This window comes from Geobacillus sp. FJAT-46040 (genome assembly GCF_002335725.1).
Lineage (GTDB): Bacteria > Bacillota > Bacilli > Bacillales > Anoxybacillaceae > Geobacillus > Geobacillus thermoleovorans.
This window is the reverse complement of sequence record NZ_NISS01000001.1, coordinates 267,385-286,183: the sequence shown is the minus strand read 5'-3', so window position 1 is coordinate 286,183 and position 18,799 is coordinate 267,385. Positions and strand designations below refer to the sequence as shown.

Below are 18,799 nucleotides of genomic sequence, written 5' to 3'. Positions count from 1 at the left end.
GGAGGAGGCGCTGTTCTCAACGGAAAAGGTGGCGGTAAATGACGTTCGCTCCGCCGGTGACGTCAATGACGGCGCCGGTGATGAAATCCGAGTCGTCCTCGCATAAAAACGCGATCACGCGGGCGATATCTTCACCAGTCCCCGGGCGTCCGACCGGCGTTTCCGCATCCCGCCTGGCGCGGGCGTCGGCGATCCCCGCCTCTTTCATGGCGCCGACAATATTGCCTGGGCACACCATATTGGCGGTAATGCCATATTCCGCCTCTTCCAGGGCGATCGTTTTCGTCAGCGATACAAGCCCGACTTTCGCCGCGCCGAACGCCGAACGGTGCACCCAGCCCGGGGCATCCGCCGCTCCTTGAAATCCGTACGTAATGATGCGGCCAAACCGTTGTTTTCGCATAATCGGGATCGTCCTTCTCACTAAATGGAAGACCGAGCTCAAATTGCCTTCAATCATTTCGTACCATTCGTTTTCCGTATAATCGGCCAGCTTTTTCCGTTCAAAAATGTACGGCCCTGCATTGTTGATGAGGCAGTCAATGCGGCCAAACCGCTCCATGGCGGCGTCCACAAGCGCCGCTAAATCGTTTTTGTCCGTCACATCTCCCTGCACAAACTGGAGGCGGTCAGCGGCGCCGCGGTACTTCTCGGCAAGCGAGCGCACCGCCTGTTCATCGCTCCGGTAGTTCACCGTCACCGAGTAGCCTTTATCAAGCAACAGCTCGGTCACTTTTCTCCCCAATCCTTTCGCTCCGGCCGTAATCAAGGCATGCCGCACCCTTCTCCCTCCTCGTCGCGATTTGCTGTCTCATTTTTACTTTACTACAAACCGGAGCGAATACAAAAAAATAACCATAACGCGCAGGCGCTATGGCTATTCGCCGACTTCGCGGCGCGGGTCGTAATACGATTCATCCTCGTCAACAATGCCGCTTTCATACGACTCGGTAATTTGCTCGGTGATCGTCCGCACTTCCTCCTCATCGTACTGCCAGTCGTTATACCGCTTTTCCATTGCTCTTCCTCCCCTGTTCACAAAATCTCAATATATGGCCTAGTTTCTCATCAAAGGGCGATGGGTATACCATATATAGACTCCCATGACAAAAAAATTTCGTCACCATCGAAGGGATGAAAATGCCGCTATGTCGAACTCTGAAACCTTGCACATTTTGAAGTTCGGGTATTTTCAGGATAGAGATAGCATTTTTAACCACAGGGAGGGGAGAACATGACCATGACCTACCGAACGATCGTCGTCGCCGTCGATGGCTCGAAAGAAGCGGAATGGGCGTTGAAAAAAGCGATCCAAATCGCCAAGCGAAACGGAGCGAAACTCATTTTGTCCCACATCATCGATTTGCGCGGGTTCACAACCGTGGAAGCGCACGATTACGCCCTCGCCGAACGGTCGGAGCAATATGCGAACGAACTTCTGGAACGGTGTAAAAACGAAGCCATCGCCGCCGGGCTCGACGATGTGGACATCGCGGTCGAATTCGGCTCGCCGAAAGTGAAAATCGCCAAAGACGTCGCTCCGAAATACAAAGCCGATCTCATCGTTTGCGGGGCGACCGGTTTAAACGCTGTCGAACGGCTCTTGATCGGCAGCGTTTCCGAAAACATCGTCCGCCATGCGAAATGCGATGTGCTCGTTGTAAGGACGCCGAAAGAATAATGTCTTCGTCACATGAAGCAGATGGACCGAAAAACTTCCTTGTCCGATGCGAAAACATGTGACGGACAAAAAAGAACACCCCGCCGTTACGGGGTGCTAAGCAACTGTTTCGCCTTCGCCAGCGCCGCGCGCACTTCGGCAAAACCGGTGCCGCCGGCGCTGTTGCGGCGGTTGACGGCCGTGCGCGGGTGCAAGGCGTCATAAATGTCCTCTTCAAAAAGCGACGACGCTTCTTTGTACACGTCAAGCGGCAAATCGGCCAAAAAGACGCCTTGTTCGATGCAGCGCAAGACGAGCTTGCCGACGACCTCATGCGCCTCGCGGAACGGGACGCCTTTCGCGGCCAAGTAATCGGCAAGCTCGGTCGCGTTTGAAAAGTCTTGTTTCGTCGCCCGCTCCATCACGTCCGTGCGCACGTTCATCGTCTCGATCATGCCGGTGAAAATTTTCAGCGACCCAATGACCGTCTTTACTGTATCAAACATGCCTTCTTTATCTTCTTGCATATCTTTATTGTAAGCAAGCGGCAGCCCTTTCATCACCGTGAGGAGCGCCATCAAGTGGCCGTACACGCGGCCGGTTTTGCCGCGGATGAGTTCGGCCATGTCCGGGTTTTTCTTTTGCGGCATGATGCTGCTGCCGGTCGCAAACGCATCATCCAGCTCAATGAACTGGAACTCTTGGCTTGACCAAAGAATCAACTCCTCGGCCAACCGCGACAGGTGCATCATGAGCATTGAACTGTTGCTTAAAAACTCGATGATGAAGTCGCGGTCGCTCACCGCATCGAGGCTGTTTTCGTAAATATCGGCAAAGCCCAAAAGCTCCGCCGTCCGATGCCGGTCGATCGGAAACGTCGTCCCAGCGAGCGCCCCGGCGCCGAGCGGCGAGCGGTTGATGCGCTTTTGCGACTCGGAAAACCGCTCATAGTCGCGCTCGAGCATCCAAAAATAAGCCAGCAGATGGTGGGCGAACGAAATCGGTTGCGCCCGCTGCAAATGCGTATATCCGGGCATGATCGTTTCGACATGCTTTTCGGCTTGAGCGACAAGCGCCCGCTGCATCCCGCGGATGAGGCCGAGAATCTCTTCAACCCGCTTGCGCAAGTATAGATGCATATCGGTCGCCACTTGGTCGTTCCGGCTCCGTCCAGTGTGCAGCTTGCCGCCGACCGGTCCGATGTCGTCGATGAGCATTTTTTCAATGTTTAAATGAATGTCCTCGTAGGCAACGGAAAATTTGAGCTCCCCTTGCTTCGCCTTTTCCAACAGGCGGATGAGCCCGCCTTTGATCTGCTCTACATCGCCTTCAGGCAGGATGCCGCATTCGCCAAGCATCGTCACATGGGCAAGGCTGCCTTCAATGTCTTCTTCAACGAGCTCTTGGTCGAATGGGATCGACGCGCCAAACTCGTCGACCCATTCTTCCGCTGTTTTCGTAAACCGTCCGCCCCAAAGCTTTTTCACGAATCTCGCCGCAGAGGAATGCGACTTCCTCCTTCCTTTCATGAAGTTCCCTTCATTTTCCTTCATTGGCCGGTCGGCACCGACGCCTTGTTTTGCTTGTTCACGATGCTGTGCACTTTCGTCGGCAGGCCGTACAGCGAAATGAATCCGACCGCCGCTTGATGGTCAAATTCATCTTCGGACGTGTATGTTGCCAATTTTTCATCATAGAGCGAGAACGGCGATTTGCGCCCTTCGACGATCGCATGGCCTTTAAACAGCTTCACGCGCACGACGCCGGTGACGTTTTTCTGCGTTTCTTTCAAAAACGCGACCAACGCGTCTTTCAGCGGTGAGAACCAAAGGCCGTTGTAAATGACTTCGGCGATTTTCTGTTCGATGATCGGTTTGAAATGGGCGACTTCTCTCACCAATGTCAAGTCTTCCAGCTCTTTATGCGCTTTAATGAGCGTGATCGCCCCTGGGCATTCGTACACTTCGCGCGACTTGATGCCGACAAGGCGGTTTTCGACGTGGTCGATGCGGCCGACGCCATGCTTGCCGGCCAACGCATTCAGCTCCAAAATCAATTGCGCAAGCGGATACGCCTTCCCGTTTAACGTCACCGGCACGCCTTGTTCAAAGCCGATCTCGATGACATCCGGCACATCCGGCGCGTTCTCAAGCGAAGCCGTCAGCTCATACGCCTCTTCCGGCGGCGCCGCCCACGGGTCTTCCAAAATGCCGCACTCGTTGCTTCGTCCCCACAAGTTTTGGTCGATGGAAAACGGGCTGTCAAGGTCAACCGGAATTGGAATGCCGTGCTTTTTCGCGTATTCGATTTCTTCCTCGCGCGACCAGCTCCACTCGCGCACCGGGGCGATCACGTCCAAATCTGGATTGAGCGCTTTGATCGACACTTCAAAGCGCACTTGGTCGTTCCCTTTCCCCGTACAGCCGTGGGCCACCGCCACCGCGCCTTCAAGCTCGGCGATTTCAACGAGTTTTTTCGCGATGAGCGGACGCGACAGCGCCGAAACGAGCGGATATTTCCCTTCGTACAACGCGTTCGCCTGCAAGGCGATGAGTGCATACTCGTTCGCAAACTCGTCTTTGACGTCGATCACGTACGATTTCATCGCGCCGACTTTGAGCGCTTTTTCTTTCACGAAATCAAGGTCTTTTCCTTCCCCAAGGTCCAAGCAGCACGCGATCACATCATACCCGCGCTCCTGAAGCCATTTGATCGCCACCGATGTATCTAAACCGCCCGAGTAGGCCAACACCAATTTTGGATTTGCCATGGTCGTTCTCCTCTCCTGTCACATAAATATACTTAAATATAAATAAATATTCAAATTGAACACATTATCACTTTATCAGCTTTCCCGTGATTTTTCAATACTTATTCAATAAAAAGAATAAAAATTCCTCACCGATATGCGGAAATGTTTCGTATAATAGAAAAAAAGGAGGCGGCAAGAATGAACGGCATCTTCATCGAAGACAAACGGCTCGGCATCCGCCTGCCGCATCTGGACAAGCCTTGGGAGGACTACAGCCCAAACGAACAAGAGGCGATTTTACTGGAATGGGAAACGATCCGCGGCTTGATCCCCGACCGCATCGCCGCCCTGGAGCGGGAAATCAACGAAAAACAAGACGAACTCGGCGAAGAGCATGATTTTGAACGCTCCTGCCGGCTCAATGCCGACATTGCCGAACTCGCTTCGATCGTCAACGATTTATGGATTTGGTATCGCATTGCTCCATCCGTTTCATCGCCGACACGGAAAAAAGCGGGTCGAAAAACCATAACACCCCATAACAAATGAGCGCCGATGCCGCTTGTCCCCTTTTTGAAGACGGCAGACAAACCATGCGGCCGCAACAATTTTGACGAGAAGATCGAGGATTGATGCGGCGGATTCCGCCGCGATGACGAAGGATACGCTGTCGCAAACGAAAGCTTTCTTGGCGATTGAAGAGGAGCACTCAAGCTGGAGAGCTCCTCTTTTTTCATTCTATCCCCTTTCTCAAACGATTTCCATTTATTATCCGCCAAAAATATATTGAATTTTATTTTTATTTCAATTTTTCACACAACGAAGGGATCAGACATGGCCAACCATCTATCACCCGCTTCTATCATTCAATCGTTTTCTTGGGATCAGGCATTCGCCCACTACGACGGCGATCCGCGCGGACGGTTCAACGCCGCCCACGAAGTATGCGACCGGTATGCCGAGGATCCGAATCGCATTGCGCTGTTTTATGAAAACGCTTTAGGAGAGCAAAAAACGATCACCTATCGGCAATTGCGCGATTGGCCTGCGCGATGACGATGTCTTTTTCGGCGGGGCGGATCCGGGCTGGGCGTACGAGCTGATCTTTTGCACCTTCGCGCCGATGGCCTTTGGTGTGCCGATCGTCTTTTACGAAGGGCCGTTTAAGCCGGAGACGTGCTATTCCTTGATGGAAAAATACCGGGTGACCAATTTCGCGTACGCCCCGACCGCGTATCGGGCGATGGCGGCGGCCGGCGCGGACGTCATTCGCCGCTATCAACTGAACGTGCGCGCCATGAGCTCGGCCGGCGAGCCGCTCAATCCGGAAGTCATCCGCTTTTTCCAAGAGCATTTGGGCGTTACGATCCATGACCATTATGGCTTGTCGGTCAGGGGGGAACAGAATCGGGATTTTCTTCCATTTGGTAAAATATACAAAAAAACAAAGAGGAGGGTGTCCCAAAAGGCTCGGGACACCCTTTCTTAACTATGATGTAGGCGTAAAACAATCTTGAAGAAACGATGTGTTGTGTTTTGTTTAAGAAAAAACAACCTTTTAGGTCAGCCCCCCCATTTCCGCTCATCCTCTCCTTTCGTCAAAGCGTCTTTCGCTGCTTCTCCCTATCCTTCCGAATCTCTCTCACCACATGCCCCAACTCCGGCAAAATGAGCTTCGTCATCGCGAGGCGCACAGCGCCGGTGGAGCCGGGAGTGCAAAAGACGGCGGTGTCCATTGCCACGCCGGCGACGGCGCGCGACAGCATGGCGGCCGGGCCGATGTCTTCGGTGTAGCTTAGGAAGCGGAACAGCTCGCCAAAGCCGACGAGTTCTTTCTCAAGCAGCGCACCGACCGTTTCGATCGTCACGTCGCGCTTGGCGATGCCGGTGCCGCCGTTCGTGAGCACCGCATCAACATCAAGGCGGCGGCAGCCGTCAAGCACTGCCTCGCGAATGGCGTCCGCTTCGTCTTTCACGATCTCATAGCCGACGACCTCATGCCCGGCTTCCGTGAGCAGCTCGATCATCAGCCGGCCGCTTTGGTCGGTTTCCTCCGTTCTCGTGTCGCTGACGGTGATGACTTTGCAGCGGACGGTTTGGGGAGCTTCTTGTTTATGGACAGCTGTGCTCATTCCCTCATCTCCTTTTGTCATTGTGTTGTTGGCTATAGTATAGCAAAAATTACCCAACTCTTGCCGGCTGCTTCTCGCTGGCGAAACGAAAGGAAAAGACCCCATCGTGAAATCGATGTCTTCCGCCTACACTCCACAAGACAACCAATCGGCTGTCCCGAAGGCGCGCCTGGCCGTTTTCGGGCGGCCGTCTTTTTTGTACACTTTCGGATAAATGGCGTAGTTTTCACCGGTTTCCGGCCGCCTCGCATCGATGCTGATGACCGCCTCCGGATCGGTCAAATAAAAGACGAACGCGGCGCGGGAACGGCGGATTTGTTCTCCAATCCGATTGATTTGCTCCACCTCGTTGCCGTATTCCTTATACGCTGGATGCCGCTCCCACCAGCTGCGCAGCTCAAATTCCGTCCTTGGGCGCGACGGAATTTGCATAAACTCGCCAATCACCCGATACACATGAGCATCATCACGAAACAATGCCATATCCGTTCACTCCCTTCAACCGAGTATGCACTCTCATTTTGGCGTGAAACAACGCCGCCGGCAATTCCGATGATTGCCGGGGAGACGAAAAACGCAAGACATCTCCGTCCGGAGTTGTTGAAACAAGAATCAAGCGCACCAAAGCGGCAAAACAAAAAAATGGCTGCCCCGTTTGTTTGGGGCAGCCGTTTTGGCCAAAATGGCTGCAACGATTCTTTTTATTACAATCCGCTTACAAATTCGCCAGCCGCATGACGTCGCGGGCGATCATCAACTCTTCATTGGTCGGGATGACGAGCACTTTGACCGGCGAGTGCGGATAGCTGATGAACGCTTCCTTGCCGCGCACTTTGTTTAGGGTAGGGTCCCAGTAAACTCCCATAAACTCGAGGCCGCGCAACACTTTCGCCCGCACGACTTCGCTGTTCTCGCCGATGCCGGCGGTGAAGATGATGGCATCGACTCCGCACATGCGCGCCGCATACGAGCCGATGTACTTATGAATGCGGTTCGCAAACACTTCAAGTGCCAGTTCCGCGCGCTCATTTCCTTCGGCGGCCGCTTTTTCCAAGTCGCGCAAATCGCTCGAGATGCCGGACAGACCGAGCATGCCGCTCTTTTTGTTCAGCACTTCAATCACTTCATCCGCAGTCATTCCCGTTTTTTCCATAATGTACGGGATGAGCGCCGGGTCGATGTTGCCGGAGCGCGTTCCCATCGCCACGCCGGCTAATGGCGTAAAGCCCATGGACGTGTCGATCGACTTGCCGCCCTCAACCGCCGCGATGCTCGCCCCGTTGCCTAAATGGCACGAGATGAGGCGCAGCTGTTCGATCGGCCGGCCGAGAAGCTCCGCCGCCCGCTGGGTGACGTATTTGTGCGACGTGCCGTGGAATCCGTACTTGCGGATGCCGAATTTCGTGTAATACTCATATGGCAAGCTGTATAAAAACGACTGTTCCGGCATCGTCTGGTGGAACGCCGTGTCAAACACCGCCACGGCCGGCACGTCCGGCAGCACTTCCTGAAACGCCCGAATGCCGACGAGGTTGGCCGGGTTATGGAGCGGGGCGAGCTCGGACACTTCTTCAATTTGCTTGATGACGTCCTCGGTGATGAGCACCGAATCACTGAACTTCTCCCCGCCGTGGACGACGCGGTGCCCGATGCCGTCAATTTCGTCAAACGAACGGATAATGCCGTAGCGAATGAGCTTATCAAGCAGCATTTTAACGGCCGCGGCATGATCCGGAATCGCCGTCACTTCTTGATGTTTTTCACCGTTTACGACAATGGTGAAAATCGCGTCGTCAAAGCCGATCCGTTCGACGACCCCTTTGGTCAACACCGTTTCTGCCGGCATCTCAAACAGCTGGAATTTCAACGAGGAACTTCCCGCATTAATGGCTAGCACTTTCGCCATCGAAAACACATCTCCTTTTTTGCCAAAATCCGCTCGCGCTTACCGTTAGTGTGCGCGATTGGGCGCCGTTTCACTATGCCTTTTTCATTGTATGCCTTCCGTTTTCGCGTTTCAAGCGCGGCTTTGTTTCGCAACCGGTTGCAAGAAAAAGTTTTTATGTTGTGAAAAATGAAAACGGAGCTGACCGAAAAGGTCGGTGAAAAACAGCGATTCTTCGATGAAGAAAAGAGCAACATTTATCATCTTGAGCCGAGAAGCCCCCCCACTTCCACGCGTGAGCGCAAGGGGAGGAAGATGCAACCTCTCGTTTTGTGAAGGGGCTTGACGGCCTATACGGTGATCAAAAAGGGCGTCCCGTTGCGTTTGGGACACCCTTTCGTCAACATTCTTTTTCCTCGGTGATCCAGGCGTCGATTTTCGCCATCATCGCCTGCATCGCCGATTTGTTGGAAAACCGCGGCAGCTCGACAAGCAGCACGTGTTTTGGCTTTTTGACGTTCGGCCCTTTCTTTTGCAAAATCAACACGCTTTTTGCCGCCTGATCGTTTTTAAACATCGACAGCGGCAGCTGCAAGACTCCTTGGACAATGGCCGCCTCTTTTAAAAATTCGTTCAGCTGCCCCGCCTGCGGGCTCGAGAACAACATATTCGGGATGAGGAAAAACAAGTAGCCGCCCTCTTTCGTATAGCGCAAGCTTTGCTCGATGAACAAATGATGGGCATACGACCGGCCTTCCTTCGCTTTTAAGGCGAAGCGGGCGGCATTGTCGTCATCCGGGTAATAGCCGACCGGCAGATCGCAGACGACGACGTCAACCGGCTCAACAAACAGCGGCCTTAGGCTGTCTTGGTTAAACAGCTGCACCGGATGCTTTTGCAAGTTCGCGTTGACGTACGCCAATTTGACAAGCAGATCATCGACATCGCTGCCGTAGCTCGCCGCCTGTTTTCCTCGAAGGCCGTTTAACACCGCCGTCAATAAATTCGCCGTGCCGACGGCCGGGTCGAGGATCTTAAGCGCCAAATGCGAGCGCGTAAACTCGCGGACCAAATACGCCAAAAACAAACTGACCGCATCCGGAGTCATTTGGTGGTGCGGCTGGACATGCTTGCGCATCCCTTTTAACACCGCAAGCTGAAACGCCTTGCGGATTTCTTCGTTTTGAAACCGTTCCAGCATCAGTTCGCGATACTGCTTTTTCAGCCGTTTCGCGTTCAGCTCGCTCACTTCGCTTTGCAGCACGTCGCCGTGGAACAAATTCTCCCCCGTCTCCGCGACGGCTTCTAAATACGTGCATTGCAATTCTTCTTGCAAAAGTTGGGCCGTTTCATCGAATACCGTGAACAACCGTTCGACTGGCGTCATCATCTGTACGTCCCCACCTTTCTGCCAACGTCCCTTCTGTATATTGTACGACCGTCCGCCTCGCGCCGCAAGAAAAGCGCCGATAGGAACGAAAAGGCCCCGAACGGGTCGGGGCCTTTTCATTATTTCGCCGCTTTCGCCGCTTCAATCGCCGCTTCGTAGTTCGGATGGTTCGTCACTTCCGGCACGTATTCGACATACGTCACTGTGTCATTGCTGTCGATGACAAACACGGCGCGGGCAAGCAGGCGCAGTTCTTTGATCAAGACGCCGTATGCTTGTCCGAACGAAACATCGCGATGGTCGGACAACACTTGAACGTTCTCAATGCCGGCGGCGCCGCACCACCGCTTTTGCGCAAACGGCAAATCGACGCTGATCGTCAACACTTTCACATTGTCGAGCTTTGCCGCTTCCTCGTTAAACCGGCGCGTTTGCGCGTCGCAAACTCCGGTGTCGAGCGACGGAACGACGCTGATCAGGCGGACGTGCCCTTTCGTATCCGCGAGCGTCACTTCCTGCAAGTTTTGATCAAGCACGGTGAAATCCGGCGCTTTGTCGCCGACTTTCACTTCGTTGCCGACAAGCGTCACCGGCTGCCCTTTAAACGTCACATAGGCCATGGGTTCTCTCCCCCTTTAGAAAAAATATGTACTACTTCCATACTAAAACGCGGAACGGAATTTTTCAACGATTTTGTCCGTTCATGACAGCAGACAAACAAAAGGCCGGACGCCAACGGTCCGGCTAAATGTCAAAGTCGTCTGCTTTTTGGCCTGCGGCGCCGTCTTTCTTGTTTTTCTTCAGCATCGCCTGAATCTTCTCAAACGCCTGCGGCGCGACATCGAGAATTTTTTCGTATAAGTGCGTGCTTTCATCCAAATGGAGCAGCTTCACCCCGGATGAGTTGACGACGAGAAACGCAATCGGCGTAATCGAGACGCCGCCGCCGCTGCCGCCGCCAAACGGATGTCCGTTCCCTTGGGCCTGCCCGTTCCCGTCGGCTTGCGCCCCTTGGTGGCCATTTTGTTGACCGTCAAGCATAAACTCGCTGCCGCCGGCGGCAAAGCCAAACCCGACTTTCGAAACGGTCAAAATGACACTGCCGTCAGGCGTCTCCACCGGGTCGCCGATAATCGTATTGACGTCGATCATTTGTTTTAAGTTTTCCATCGCTGTTGTCATCAGCCCTTGAATCGGATGGTTCGTCATCGTCATTCCTCCTAGTAGCCTTCATTTGCCTGCTTGGCCGCCAATGGGTTTCGCTTTGGCAGCCGCCGTCCGCGCCAATGTTTGACCACTCGCAATCCTGCTACCATAGCATGCCCGATTCGAAACTGAATCATACATAAAAACACCGTTTCCGAAGCGGCCCGATCGTAGGCCGGAACGATGACGACAGCCGGAGTTGTTTTCATGTTCATATAGCGGCTCGCCGCGCCGATGATCATGTATTTCAGCGACCAGCCAAGCCCCACGAGCAAGCCGGTTGACGCGGCGTCGCCGGTGCCGATTCTCGTTTTCCACTCCCATTTCGTAATCGTCACGTGGCGACAAAATTGTTTCATAATTTCATGCAAGTCGACGACTTGCTCGAGAAACCGTTTCAGCTGTCGAAACAGGTCAGCGATTTTTTTTAGGGTCAATTTCCTTTTCTTTTCCTCCTTCCCGCGCGTTCCCTCCACTCCTTTTTTCTGGAGAAACGCCACTCCCGGCGCATCCGGATCCATGTCCAGCTTGATGAACGGAATGCGGACAGTATAGCGGAGGAGGCCAAACAGCGTGCGCACCACGATTTTGCATTCATCGTCGTCTTTCACATGGCGAAACACGACCGTCACCGATACTTTCATCCAGGCGACGAGAAGAAGCAAAAGAACAACCGTTGCGATGACCGCGATGACTGCTTTCAATGTCCGCCCTCCCTTTCATCATACATTGTCGCCATCTGGAAAAAAAATAAACCTGCCGTTTCGGCAGGCGGACATTGGTTGACGTTCTGTTCTTGATGCAGGCGGATTGTTACTCGCGGACGACGATCGTATCCGCGAACTGGTCATGCATCCCTTTTTTCTTTTCGGAAAACGCAACAAACAAAAAACCGATGAACAGCAATTTTTTCGCGATGAATTTGCCGACGACTTCGCGAAACAACACGGTCAGCCAGGTGAGCGGCTCGCCGCGCTCATCGACCACTTTTAAGCCGAACACCATTTTGCCAAGCGTCTGCCCAAACGCTTTCGTCATCAACACGAAATAGGTGTAAAAGACGACGGCGGCCGCGACCGTCGCTGGCGCGAACAAACCGTCCTGCGCAAGCGGCCAATCGAACAGGCGAAAAAGCGGCCAAACGATGAGCCGGTTGAGGCTCGAGACAACAATGACATCAAGGCAATACGCCCAAAAACGAAGCCAAAAGCCGCCGTAGCAGAGGGGGCGCTCTGCCGGCGGGAGATGATGATCCGCCAGCGTCGCCGTTATTTGCATGTCCGTCATGTTTCCACTCCTTTATTCGGCGTATAAATACATAAGCCGCGGCGAGGAAGGGCGCGACAACAGGCGGATGAGCCCGGCCGCCTCGCTGTCCGGCTTCATCCGGTTCGACACCATCTCAAAGAGAGAGCTCCACGGCGCATCGTTCACGTATTTTACGACTTGAGCGCCGGTCAAATGATGCTCTTTTTTGAGCGCAGCGATCGCGTCATCCAAGTAGCCGAACTCGTCGACAAGGCGGAGCTCCTTCGCCTGTCGCCCGTCATAAATGCGGCCGTCCGCCAGCTTGCGCACCGTGTCTTCCGGCAGCTTTCTCCCTTTGGCTACCACATCAACAAACGCATCATACGAATCATTGATCAGCCGCTGCAAAATCTCCCGTTCCGCTTCGGTCATTTTGCGCACCGGATTCATGATGTCTTTGTACGGCCCGCTTTTGATCGTGACAAGCTCCACGCCGTACTTCTTTGCCAGCCCTTCATAGTTGACGCTTTGCATGATGACGCCGATGGAGCCGGTGATCGTCTCCGGGCTGGCGAAAATTTTATCGCCGGCCGCTGCGATATAGTAACCGCCCGAGGCGGCCATGGTCCCCATCGATACATAAATCGGCTTGTTCGTCTTCTTTTTCAGCTTCATCAGCTGATCGTAAATTTCCGCGCTTTCCGCGACACCACCGCCCGGCGAATTAATGCGCAAGATGATCGCTTTGACGTCTCGATCTTCCTTCGCCTGTTTGATCATTTGCAAAAACGTTTGGTGATTGTACTGTGATGAGGAAAGAAACGACTCCGCTTCCCCCGCATCTTGAATCACTCCGTTCACTTCCAACACTGCGATTTTTTTCAACGGGTCGCCCTCGGCGATGACTTCTTCGCTAAATGGCGACTCCATGAGCGCCAGCCACCTTTCCGACCAGCCGCCCTCCTTGTCGGACAAAAGAACGCCAACCGCCTGAACAAGCACGGAGATCACAAACAAGGCGGCGGCGATGGCCAACGCCGTCCATCGTTTTCGATTCATCATCTTCCCCCCTTTGCATCGGCTGCCATATTTTTAGAATCGTGGCAAATGTGGTACAATATTCATTGTACATCGGTTCAAGATTCGACGCTACTAGGAGGATGCAAAATATGGATACCGAACGCAACCGCCTTTATTTTTTTTATAAGCGCGACGATGAACTCGTCCGGCGAGTGAAACCGCTCATCGAATGGGCTGAGCGCGGGCCGTTTGTCGTTGTCGACGACTATCGGGAAGCGAACATCATTGTCAGCATCGGCGACGACGGCGCATTTTTGCAGGCGGTCCGGCAGACGGGATTTCTTCCTGACCGTTTGTACGTCGGCGTGTCCGTCTTGCCGGCGCGCGGGTTTTACTGCGATTTCCATATTGATGACATCGATCATATGGTGGAAGCGGTGAAAAATTGGAAACTCGAAGTGCGGCGCTACCCAATCATCGAAGTGACGATCGACGGCGCGGCTTCGTTTTTCTGCTTAAACGAATGTTCGATCCGCTCGCAAATCATTAAAACGATGGCGGTCGACGTGTTCATCGACGATTTGCATTTTGAGACGTTCCGCGGCGACGGCATTATCGTCTCGACGCCGACCGGCAGCACCGGCTACAATAAATCGGTGCACGGAGCGGTCGTCGATCCGCTCTTGCCGTGCTTTCAAGTGAGCGAACTCGCCTCGCTCAACAGCAACCGCTATCGGACGCTCGGCTCGCCGTTCATTTTGAGCGGCTCGCGGACGTTGACGCTGAAAATGTCGGAAGAAACAAGCCATTTTCCAATCATCGGCCTCGACAATGAAGCGCTCAGCATCCAGCATATTGAGCGGATTGACATTCGTTTAAGCGACCGGGTGGTCAAAACGGTGCGCCTAAAAGACAATTCGTTCTGGGATAAAGTGAAACGCGTCTTTTTGTGAAGCGTGTGTCTGTTCTCCCGGCGAAACACCGGATCTAAAATGGCGAATCCGTTCGACGCGCATGCGGCAAGAGGGTGTCTCGCAACGAGACACCCTCTTGTTTGGCCGCTGTGCGGACATCGCTCCGCTTCTGGCAACGGCCAGCTCAATCGGCTCTTTCTGCTTACAACGACCGGCCGGCAAGGCGGGCTTCCCGCTCGCGCAGCTCGACGCGGCGGATTTTTCCGGACGCCGTTTTCGGCAAATCGTCGACAAACTCGATTTTGCGCGGGTATTTGTACGGCGCCGTCAACTGTTTCACATGTTCTTGCAGGGCCGGAATCAGAGACGGATCGTCTTTGTCGACCCCGTCGCGCAGCACGACAAACGCTTTGACAACATGGCCGCGCACTTCATCCGGACTGGCGACGACGGCGCACTCTTTTACGGCTGGGTGCTTGACAAGCGCGTCTTCGACTTCAAACGGGCCGATCGTATAGCCGGCGCTGATGATGATGTCATCCCCGCGGCCTTCAAACCAGAAATAGCCGTCTTCGTCTTTGCGCGCTTTGTCTCCCGTAATGTAGTAGTCGCCGCGGAACTGCATCGCTGTCCGCTCCGGATCTTTGTAATAATACTTAAACAGCGCCGGCGTTTCGATATGGACGGCGATGTCGCCGACTTGTCTGGGCGGGCACGGCTCGCCGTTTTCATCGATAATTTCGACGCGGTTGCCTGGCGTCGGTTTCCCCATCGAACCCGGCTTGATGGGCATTCCTTTCATGACGCCGACAAGCAGCGTGTTTTCTGTCTGGCCGTAGCCGTCGCGCACTTCGACGCCGAAATGCTTGGCAAACGTGTCGATCACTTCGCGGTTGAGCGGCTCTCCGGCGGACACGGCGCTGTGCAAATGAGATAGATGATAGCGGCCGATGTCCGGCACTTTCGCCATCAAACGATACTCGGTTGGCGTGCAGCACAGCACATTGATGTTGTATTTTTCCAATAGCTGCAAATATGTTTCCGGCTCAAAGCGGCCGTAGTAGACGAAACCGGTCGCCCCCGAGCCGAGCACCGATAAAAACGGGCTCCAAATCCATTTTTGCCATCCCGGTCCGGCCGTCGCCCAAACGAGGTCGCCTTCTTCAATGCACAGCCAGTTTTTCGCAGCCGTGCGCAAGTGGGCGTACGCCCAACCATGGCAATGGACGACCCCTTTCGGATTGCCGGTCGTGCCGGATGTGTACGACAAAAACGCCATATCATCGCGCGAGGTATCCGCCGCCTCGAGCGTTTCGCTCTCTTTGGCCATGGCGTCTTCAAGCGGAATCCATCCGTCCCGGGGTTCCCCGATGACGAACTTCGTCAAACGTTCGATGCCGTCAATCGGCGCAAATTCGTCCGTATACGGCGCATAAGCGACAACAGCTTTCGCTTCGCTATGGACGAGCCGATATTGCAAATCCTTTGTCCGCAGCATCTCCGAGCTTGGGATGACGACAAGCCCGGCTTTGAGCGCCCCTATATACACTTCGTATGTTTCAATGAGGCGCGGCATCATGACGAGCACTTTATCGCCTTTTTCGAGCCCATGCGATAAGAAAGCGTTTCCAATTTGGTTGGCGCGCGCCATCAAGCGGCCGTATGTAATCTCTTTCGTTTCGCCTTGCTCGCTCTCCCATTTCAACGCGATCCGGTCCGGGTCGGCGGCCGCATGTCGTTCCATTTCCGATGTTAAATTGTAGCGCTCGGGAGCAATCAAGTCTTCCCGCCTCATCGTTCCTCTCCCCCTCTGTCTTGTTTCGCCTTGGCCGGTATCTCTATTATACAAAATAGTCGTTCTATTTTGAATACCGTTTTTCTCATATGAAAGCGGCGGGGAATGCCCCCGCCGCGTAAGCCATCAGTAAGCCATCATTATGAAATTAGAATTGGCGTGCGCCGCCCAATTGTTGCTGCGCCATGGCTACGAGACGTTTCGTGATCTCGCCGCCGACCGAACCGTTGGCGCGCGAAGTCGTGTCAGCGCCTAAGTTCACGCCAAATTCTTGAGCGATCTCATATTTCATTTGCTCCAGCGCTTGTTGCGCACCCGGAACAAGCAGTTGATTGCTGTTGTTGCGTGCCATCTGTTTTCACCTCCTTGTACCTATAGAATGTGTGAAAACAGATGGCGATATGCAGCGATGCTTTTTGGTAAATTTTGAGATTCAAAACAGCTCGGCAAGCTCATCGCCCTGCCCTGTTTCTTCATCAATGACGAGCGTTTCTGTGTCATTGACTGCCTTTTCCAGAAGCGGAGCGAGGTCGAGCTGGCTCTCATAATGGAACACTTTTTCTTTTTTTGGCTTCGTTTTCGGCGCTCTTGGCGTAAAAATGGTGCAACAGTCTTCATACGGAAGAATGGAAATATCATGTGTGCCGATTTGCTTCGCCAGCTCGATAATTTCAAGTTTATCCATCGAAACAAGCGGGCGCAAAATCGGGGTATTGGTCACCTCATTGATCACGTACATGCTTTCTAGCGTCTGGCTCGCGACTTGGCCGAGGCTTTCGCCTGTGACAATCGCCAACGCCCGCTGGCGGCGGCGCAGCGCGTCGGTGATCCTAAGCATCGCCCGCCGAGTGGAAATGAGCGAGTACTCGTTCGGAACTCCTTGATAAATGGCTTGCTGCACTTCCGTAAACGGCACGATGTGAAGCTTGATTCTCCCGCCGTATGTCGTCAACTTGCGCACGAGGTCAATCACTTTTTGCTTCGCCCGTTCGCTTGTAAACGGCGGGCTGAAAAAGTGGACGGCCTCGATTTCCAAACCGCGCTTCATCGCCAAATAACCAGCAACCGGGCTGTCGATGCCGCCGGAGAGCATGAGCATCGCCTTGCCGCTCGTTCCGACCGGCAGGCCGCCGGCGCCGAAAATGTCGCGGCACGTGACATATGTCCCGTCTTGGCGCACTTCAATGCGCACGTCAATATCCGGCTCGCGCACGTTGACCCTAAGCCCGTCCGTCTGCCGCAAAATATGCGCCCCCACCTCGTAGTTCAGCTCGTCGCTTCGATACGGAAACTGCTTATCGACGCGGCGGGCGCTCACTTTAAACGTTTTTCCTTTGTATGGGAGCTGGCGGACGGCGGCGAGCGCCGTTCCCTTAATGGCGTCCAGATCGTTTTCGCACTTCATCGCCAGGCTGAACGAATGAATGCCAAAAACGGTTTTCAGCTTTTCGATGATCGGTTCATGCGGCTCGCCGTTTAATAAAATGTACATTCGGTCGCGCATATATTCAATCTGAATCCGCTCGAACGCCTGCAGTTTACGGGCAATGTTGTTTTTAAGACGCCGGACGAAGATGTTCCGATTTTTTCCTTTCGTCGTCATTTCTCCGTAGCGGATCAAAATGCGGTCATAGTTCATCATCTTATTCCGTTACCTCGCTTAATGTTTTGATCGCCTGCTTGATCGCTGCCACCGCCGGCGCGATTTCTTCCCGGCTGTTGTCAAACGACAAGCTGATGCGAATGCCGCGCTCGGCTCGGTCTTCACCAAGCCCCATGGCCAAAAGCGTCTTGCTCGGCGCCTTTTTTTTCGATGAACAGGCTGACGTCGTCGAAACGTAGATTCCGCTTTTTTCCAGTTCGTGAACAAACACTTCCGGCTTCACGCCGCGCTTTAACGAAAAGTTGATGATATGAGGAGCGGCGCCATCGCGCGGCGTGTTGATCTCGATGTCTGGAATCGCCAAGAGCGCTTCAAGCCACTCGTCTTTCAATGCTTGAAGCCGGCCGATGTCCCGCTCGTAGCGCTCGAGCGCCAAGCGAAGCGCCTTCGCCATCGCGACGATGGCGGCGACATTTTCCGTTCCGGACCGAAGCTGCCGCTCCTGCCCGCCGCCGGCAATCAACGGCGCCAAGCGGACGCCTTCACGGACGTAAAGCAAGCCGGCGCCGCGCAATCCGTGAAATTTATGCGCCGATATCGTGCATAAATCGACACCGGCTTGCTTCAAGTCGAGCGGCACTTTGCTGATCCCTTGCACCCGATCGACGTGAAACAATGTTTTCGGATAGCGGGACAAGAGGGCGCCGATTTCTTCGATCGGCTGCACCGTGCCAACTTCGTTATTGACGTGCATGACCGACACGAGAATCGTATCGTCGCGCAGCGCGCGTTCCACTTGCTCAACCGATACCCTTCCTTCGCGGTCGACCGGCAAGTACGTCACCTCAAAACCAAGCTCCTCAAGCTGGCGGCACGGTTCAGCGACAGACGGATGCTCGATTTTCGTCGTAATGATATGCCGGCCGCGCCGCTGATATTGCCAGGCGACCCCTTTGATGGCGAAATTGTTCGCCTCCGTTCCGCCGGAGGTAAAAACGATTTCGTTCGGCTTAACGCGCAGCATGGCGGCGATTTGTTCACGCGCCTGCGCCAAAAGCCGCTCCGCCTTCATGCCCAGCCCATGGAGCGACGACGGATTGGCAAAATAGTTCGTTGCGACGGCGACGAACGAATCGATCACCTCGGGAAATGGTTTGGTCGTCGCACTGTTGTCAAGATAAATCATCGCTTCCA

The 18,799-nt window shown here is 54.1% G+C and carries 20 protein-coding genes and 1 pseudogene; 4 read left to right on the top strand and 17 right to left on the bottom strand.

Annotation, left to right across the window (positions count from 1 at the left end; genetic code table 11):
• Positions 1-16 precede the first annotated feature (16 nt).
• Both CD000_RS01550 and CD000_RS18625 read right to left on the bottom strand, forming a co-directional pair.
• Positions 17-781: an SDR family oxidoreductase gene (locus CD000_RS01550; RefSeq protein WP_011232227.1), complete on the bottom strand. Its 765-nt coding sequence runs from the start codon at positions 779-781 to the stop codon at positions 17-19.
• Between the two features lie 96 nt (positions 782-877).
• Entirely contained in the window at positions 878-1,018 is a 141-nt protein-coding gene (locus CD000_RS18625) for a hypothetical protein (protein ID WP_011232228.1), read from the bottom strand.
• A gap of 216 nt (positions 1,019-1,234) precedes the next feature.
• Here CD000_RS18625 and CD000_RS01545 point away from each other — a divergent pair, with 216 nt between their 5' ends.
• Positions 1,235-1,681, top strand: a complete 447-nt coding sequence (locus CD000_RS01545; RefSeq protein WP_096224728.1) for a universal stress protein — start codon at positions 1,235-1,237, stop codon at positions 1,679-1,681.
• A gap of 86 nt (positions 1,682-1,767) precedes the next feature.
• Here CD000_RS01545 and argH read toward each other — a convergent pair whose 3' ends face one another.
• Entirely contained in the window at positions 1,768-3,147 is a 1,380-nt protein-coding gene (gene argH / locus CD000_RS01540; RefSeq protein WP_096224727.1) for an argininosuccinate lyase, read from the bottom strand.
• 62 nt (positions 3,148-3,209) lie between these two features.
• A complete protein-coding gene (locus CD000_RS01535) occupies positions 3,210-4,430 on the bottom strand; it encodes an argininosuccinate synthase (RefSeq protein WP_011232231.1) in 1,221 nt (406 codons plus the stop codon).
• Positions 4,431-4,610: 180 nt separating this feature from the next.
• Here CD000_RS01535 and CD000_RS01530 point away from each other — a divergent pair, with 180 nt between their 5' ends.
• Both CD000_RS01530 and CD000_RS01525 read left to right on the top strand, forming a co-directional pair.
• Positions 4,611-4,961, top strand: a complete 351-nt coding sequence (locus tag CD000_RS01530; protein WP_096224726.1) for a hypothetical protein — start codon at positions 4,611-4,613, stop codon at positions 4,959-4,961.
• 285 nt (positions 4,962-5,246) lie between these two features.
• Positions 5,247-5,802: pseudogene (locus tag CD000_RS01525) on the top strand (AMP-binding protein); the annotation flags it as partial.
• Positions 5,803-6,010: 208 nt separating this feature from the next.
• Here CD000_RS01525 and CD000_RS01520 read toward each other — a convergent pair.
• From CD000_RS01520 to sppA, 9 genes are all read right to left on the bottom strand, one after another.
• Positions 6,011-6,544, bottom strand: a complete 534-nt coding sequence (locus tag CD000_RS01520; RefSeq protein ID WP_023633831.1) for a MogA/MoaB family molybdenum cofactor biosynthesis protein — start codon at positions 6,542-6,544, stop codon at positions 6,011-6,013.
• Between the two features lie 126 nt (positions 6,545-6,670).
• Positions 6,671-7,027 carry a hypothetical protein gene (locus CD000_RS01515; RefSeq protein ID WP_233130381.1) on the bottom strand — a complete coding sequence of 119 codons (357 nt, stop codon included), beginning with the start codon at positions 7,025-7,027 and terminating at the stop codon, positions 6,671-6,673.
• A 232-nt stretch (positions 7,028-7,259) separates the two neighbouring features.
• Entirely contained in the window at positions 7,260-8,450 is a 1,191-nt protein-coding gene (locus tag CD000_RS01505) for an acetate kinase (protein WP_096224725.1), read from the bottom strand.
• A 379-nt stretch (positions 8,451-8,829) separates the two neighbouring features.
• A complete protein-coding gene (locus CD000_RS01500) occupies positions 8,830-9,819 on the bottom strand; it encodes a class I SAM-dependent methyltransferase (RefSeq protein ID WP_021322113.1) in 990 nt (329 codons plus the stop codon).
• 119 nt (positions 9,820-9,938) lie between these two features.
• A complete protein-coding gene (tpx, locus tag CD000_RS01495) occupies positions 9,939-10,439 on the bottom strand; it encodes a thiol peroxidase (protein ID WP_011232261.1) in 501 nt (166 codons plus the stop codon).
• A gap of 124 nt (positions 10,440-10,563) precedes the next feature.
• On the bottom strand, positions 10,564-11,028 hold the full coding sequence (ytfJ, locus tag CD000_RS01490) for a GerW family sporulation protein (protein WP_013144472.1): 465 nt from the start codon (positions 11,026-11,028) through the stop codon (positions 10,564-10,566).
• An 11-nt stretch (positions 11,029-11,039) separates the two neighbouring features.
• Positions 11,040-11,729, bottom strand: a complete 690-nt coding sequence (locus tag CD000_RS01485; protein ID WP_096224724.1) for a DUF2953 domain-containing protein — start codon at positions 11,727-11,729, stop codon at positions 11,040-11,042.
• A gap of 109 nt (positions 11,730-11,838) precedes the next feature.
• The gene (locus CD000_RS01480; protein ID WP_096224723.1) at positions 11,839-12,312 is read right to left on the bottom strand and encodes an RDD family protein; all 474 of its coding nucleotides are present in this window, start codon (positions 12,310-12,312) and stop codon (positions 11,839-11,841) included.
• 12 nt (positions 12,313-12,324) lie between these two features.
• On the bottom strand, positions 12,325-13,332 hold the full coding sequence (sppA, locus tag CD000_RS01475) for a signal peptide peptidase SppA (RefSeq protein ID WP_096224722.1): 1,008 nt from the start codon (positions 13,330-13,332) through the stop codon (positions 12,325-12,327).
• Positions 13,333-13,442: 110 nt separating this feature from the next.
• Here sppA and CD000_RS01470 point away from each other — a divergent pair, with 110 nt between their 5' ends.
• Complete coding sequence (locus CD000_RS01470) at positions 13,443-14,246, top strand: NAD kinase (RefSeq protein WP_096224721.1); 804 nt, start codon at positions 13,443-13,445, stop codon at positions 14,244-14,246.
• A 163-nt stretch (positions 14,247-14,409) separates the two neighbouring features.
• On the opposite strand, the gene mbcS is transcribed toward CD000_RS01470, so the two are convergent.
• The 4 genes from mbcS to CD000_RS01450 all read right to left on the bottom strand — a co-directional run bounded on the left by mbcS (position 14,410) and on the right by CD000_RS01450 (position 18,791).
• Positions 14,410-16,002, bottom strand: coding sequence for an acyl-CoA synthetase MbcS (mbcS, locus tag CD000_RS01465; protein ID WP_096224720.1), 1,593 nt, complete (start codon positions 16,000-16,002; stop codon positions 14,410-14,412).
• A gap of 148 nt (positions 16,003-16,150) precedes the next feature.
• Complete coding sequence (locus CD000_RS01460) at positions 16,151-16,354, bottom strand: alpha/beta-type small acid-soluble spore protein (RefSeq protein WP_011232268.1); 204 nt, start codon at positions 16,352-16,354, stop codon at positions 16,151-16,153.
• Between the two features lie 81 nt (positions 16,355-16,435).
• Positions 16,436-17,641, bottom strand: coding sequence for a tRNA uracil 4-sulfurtransferase ThiI (gene thiI / locus CD000_RS01455; RefSeq protein ID WP_096226212.1), 1,206 nt, complete (start codon positions 17,639-17,641; stop codon positions 16,436-16,438).
• Positions 17,642-17,645: 4 nt separating this feature from the next.
• Entirely contained in the window at positions 17,646-18,791 is a 1,146-nt protein-coding gene (locus CD000_RS01450) for a cysteine desulfurase family protein (RefSeq protein ID WP_011232270.1), read from the bottom strand.
• Between the last annotated feature and the right edge of the window lie 8 nt (positions 18,792-18,799).

Excerpts from the sequence above, each read along its gene's own strand:
- sppA (WP_096224722.1), bottom strand. The coding sequence starts at position 13,332 with ATGAATCGAAAACGATGGACGGCGTTGGCCATCGCCGCCGCCTTGTTT.
- thiI (WP_096226212.1), bottom strand. The coding sequence starts at position 17,641 with ATGAACTATGACCGCATTTTGATCCGCTACGGAGAAATGACGACGAAA.
- CD000_RS18625 (WP_011232228.1), bottom strand. The coding sequence starts at position 1,018 with ATGGAAAAGCGGTATAACGACTGGCAGTACGATGAGGAGGAAGTGCGG.
- CD000_RS01450 (WP_011232270.1), bottom strand. The coding sequence starts at position 18,791 with ATGATTTATCTTGACAACAGTGCGACGACCAAACCATTTCCCGAGGTG.
- CD000_RS01545 (WP_096224728.1), top strand. The coding sequence starts at position 1,235 with ATGACCATGACCTACCGAACGATCGTCGTCGCCGTCGATGGCTCGAAA.
- CD000_RS01480 (WP_096224723.1), bottom strand. The coding sequence starts at position 12,312 with ATGACGGACATGCAAATAACGGCGACGCTGGCGGATCATCATCTCCCG.
- ytfJ (WP_013144472.1), bottom strand. The coding sequence starts at position 11,028 with ATGACGAACCATCCGATTCAAGGGCTGATGACAACAGCGATGGAAAAC.
- mbcS (WP_096224720.1), bottom strand. The coding sequence starts at position 16,002 with ATGAGGCGGGAAGACTTGATTGCTCCCGAGCGCTACAATTTAACATCG.
- CD000_RS01460 (WP_011232268.1), bottom strand. The coding sequence starts at position 16,354 with ATGGCACGCAACAACAGCAATCAACTGCTTGTTCCGGGTGCGCAACAA.
- tpx (WP_011232261.1), bottom strand. The coding sequence starts at position 10,439 with ATGGCCTATGTGACGTTTAAAGGGCAGCCGGTGACGCTTGTCGGCAAC.
- CD000_RS01520 (WP_023633831.1), bottom strand. The coding sequence starts at position 6,544 with ATGAGCACAGCTGTCCATAAACAAGAAGCTCCCCAAACCGTCCGCTGC.
- CD000_RS01500 (WP_021322113.1), bottom strand. The coding sequence starts at position 9,819 with ATGATGACGCCAGTCGAACGGTTGTTCACGGTATTCGATGAAACGGCC.
- CD000_RS01530 (WP_096224726.1), top strand. The coding sequence starts at position 4,611 with ATGAACGGCATCTTCATCGAAGACAAACGGCTCGGCATCCGCCTGCCG.
- CD000_RS01535 (WP_011232231.1), bottom strand. The coding sequence starts at position 4,430 with ATGGCAAATCCAAAATTGGTGTTGGCCTACTCGGGCGGTTTAGATACA.
- CD000_RS01515 (WP_233130381.1), bottom strand. The coding sequence starts at position 7,027 with ATGGCATTGTTTCGTGATGATGCTCATGTGTATCGGGTGATTGGCGAG.
- CD000_RS01505 (WP_096224725.1), bottom strand. The coding sequence starts at position 8,450 with ATGGCGAAAGTGCTAGCCATTAATGCGGGAAGTTCCTCGTTGAAATTC.
- CD000_RS01470 (WP_096224721.1), top strand. The coding sequence starts at position 13,443 with ATGGATACCGAACGCAACCGCCTTTATTTTTTTTATAAGCGCGACGAT.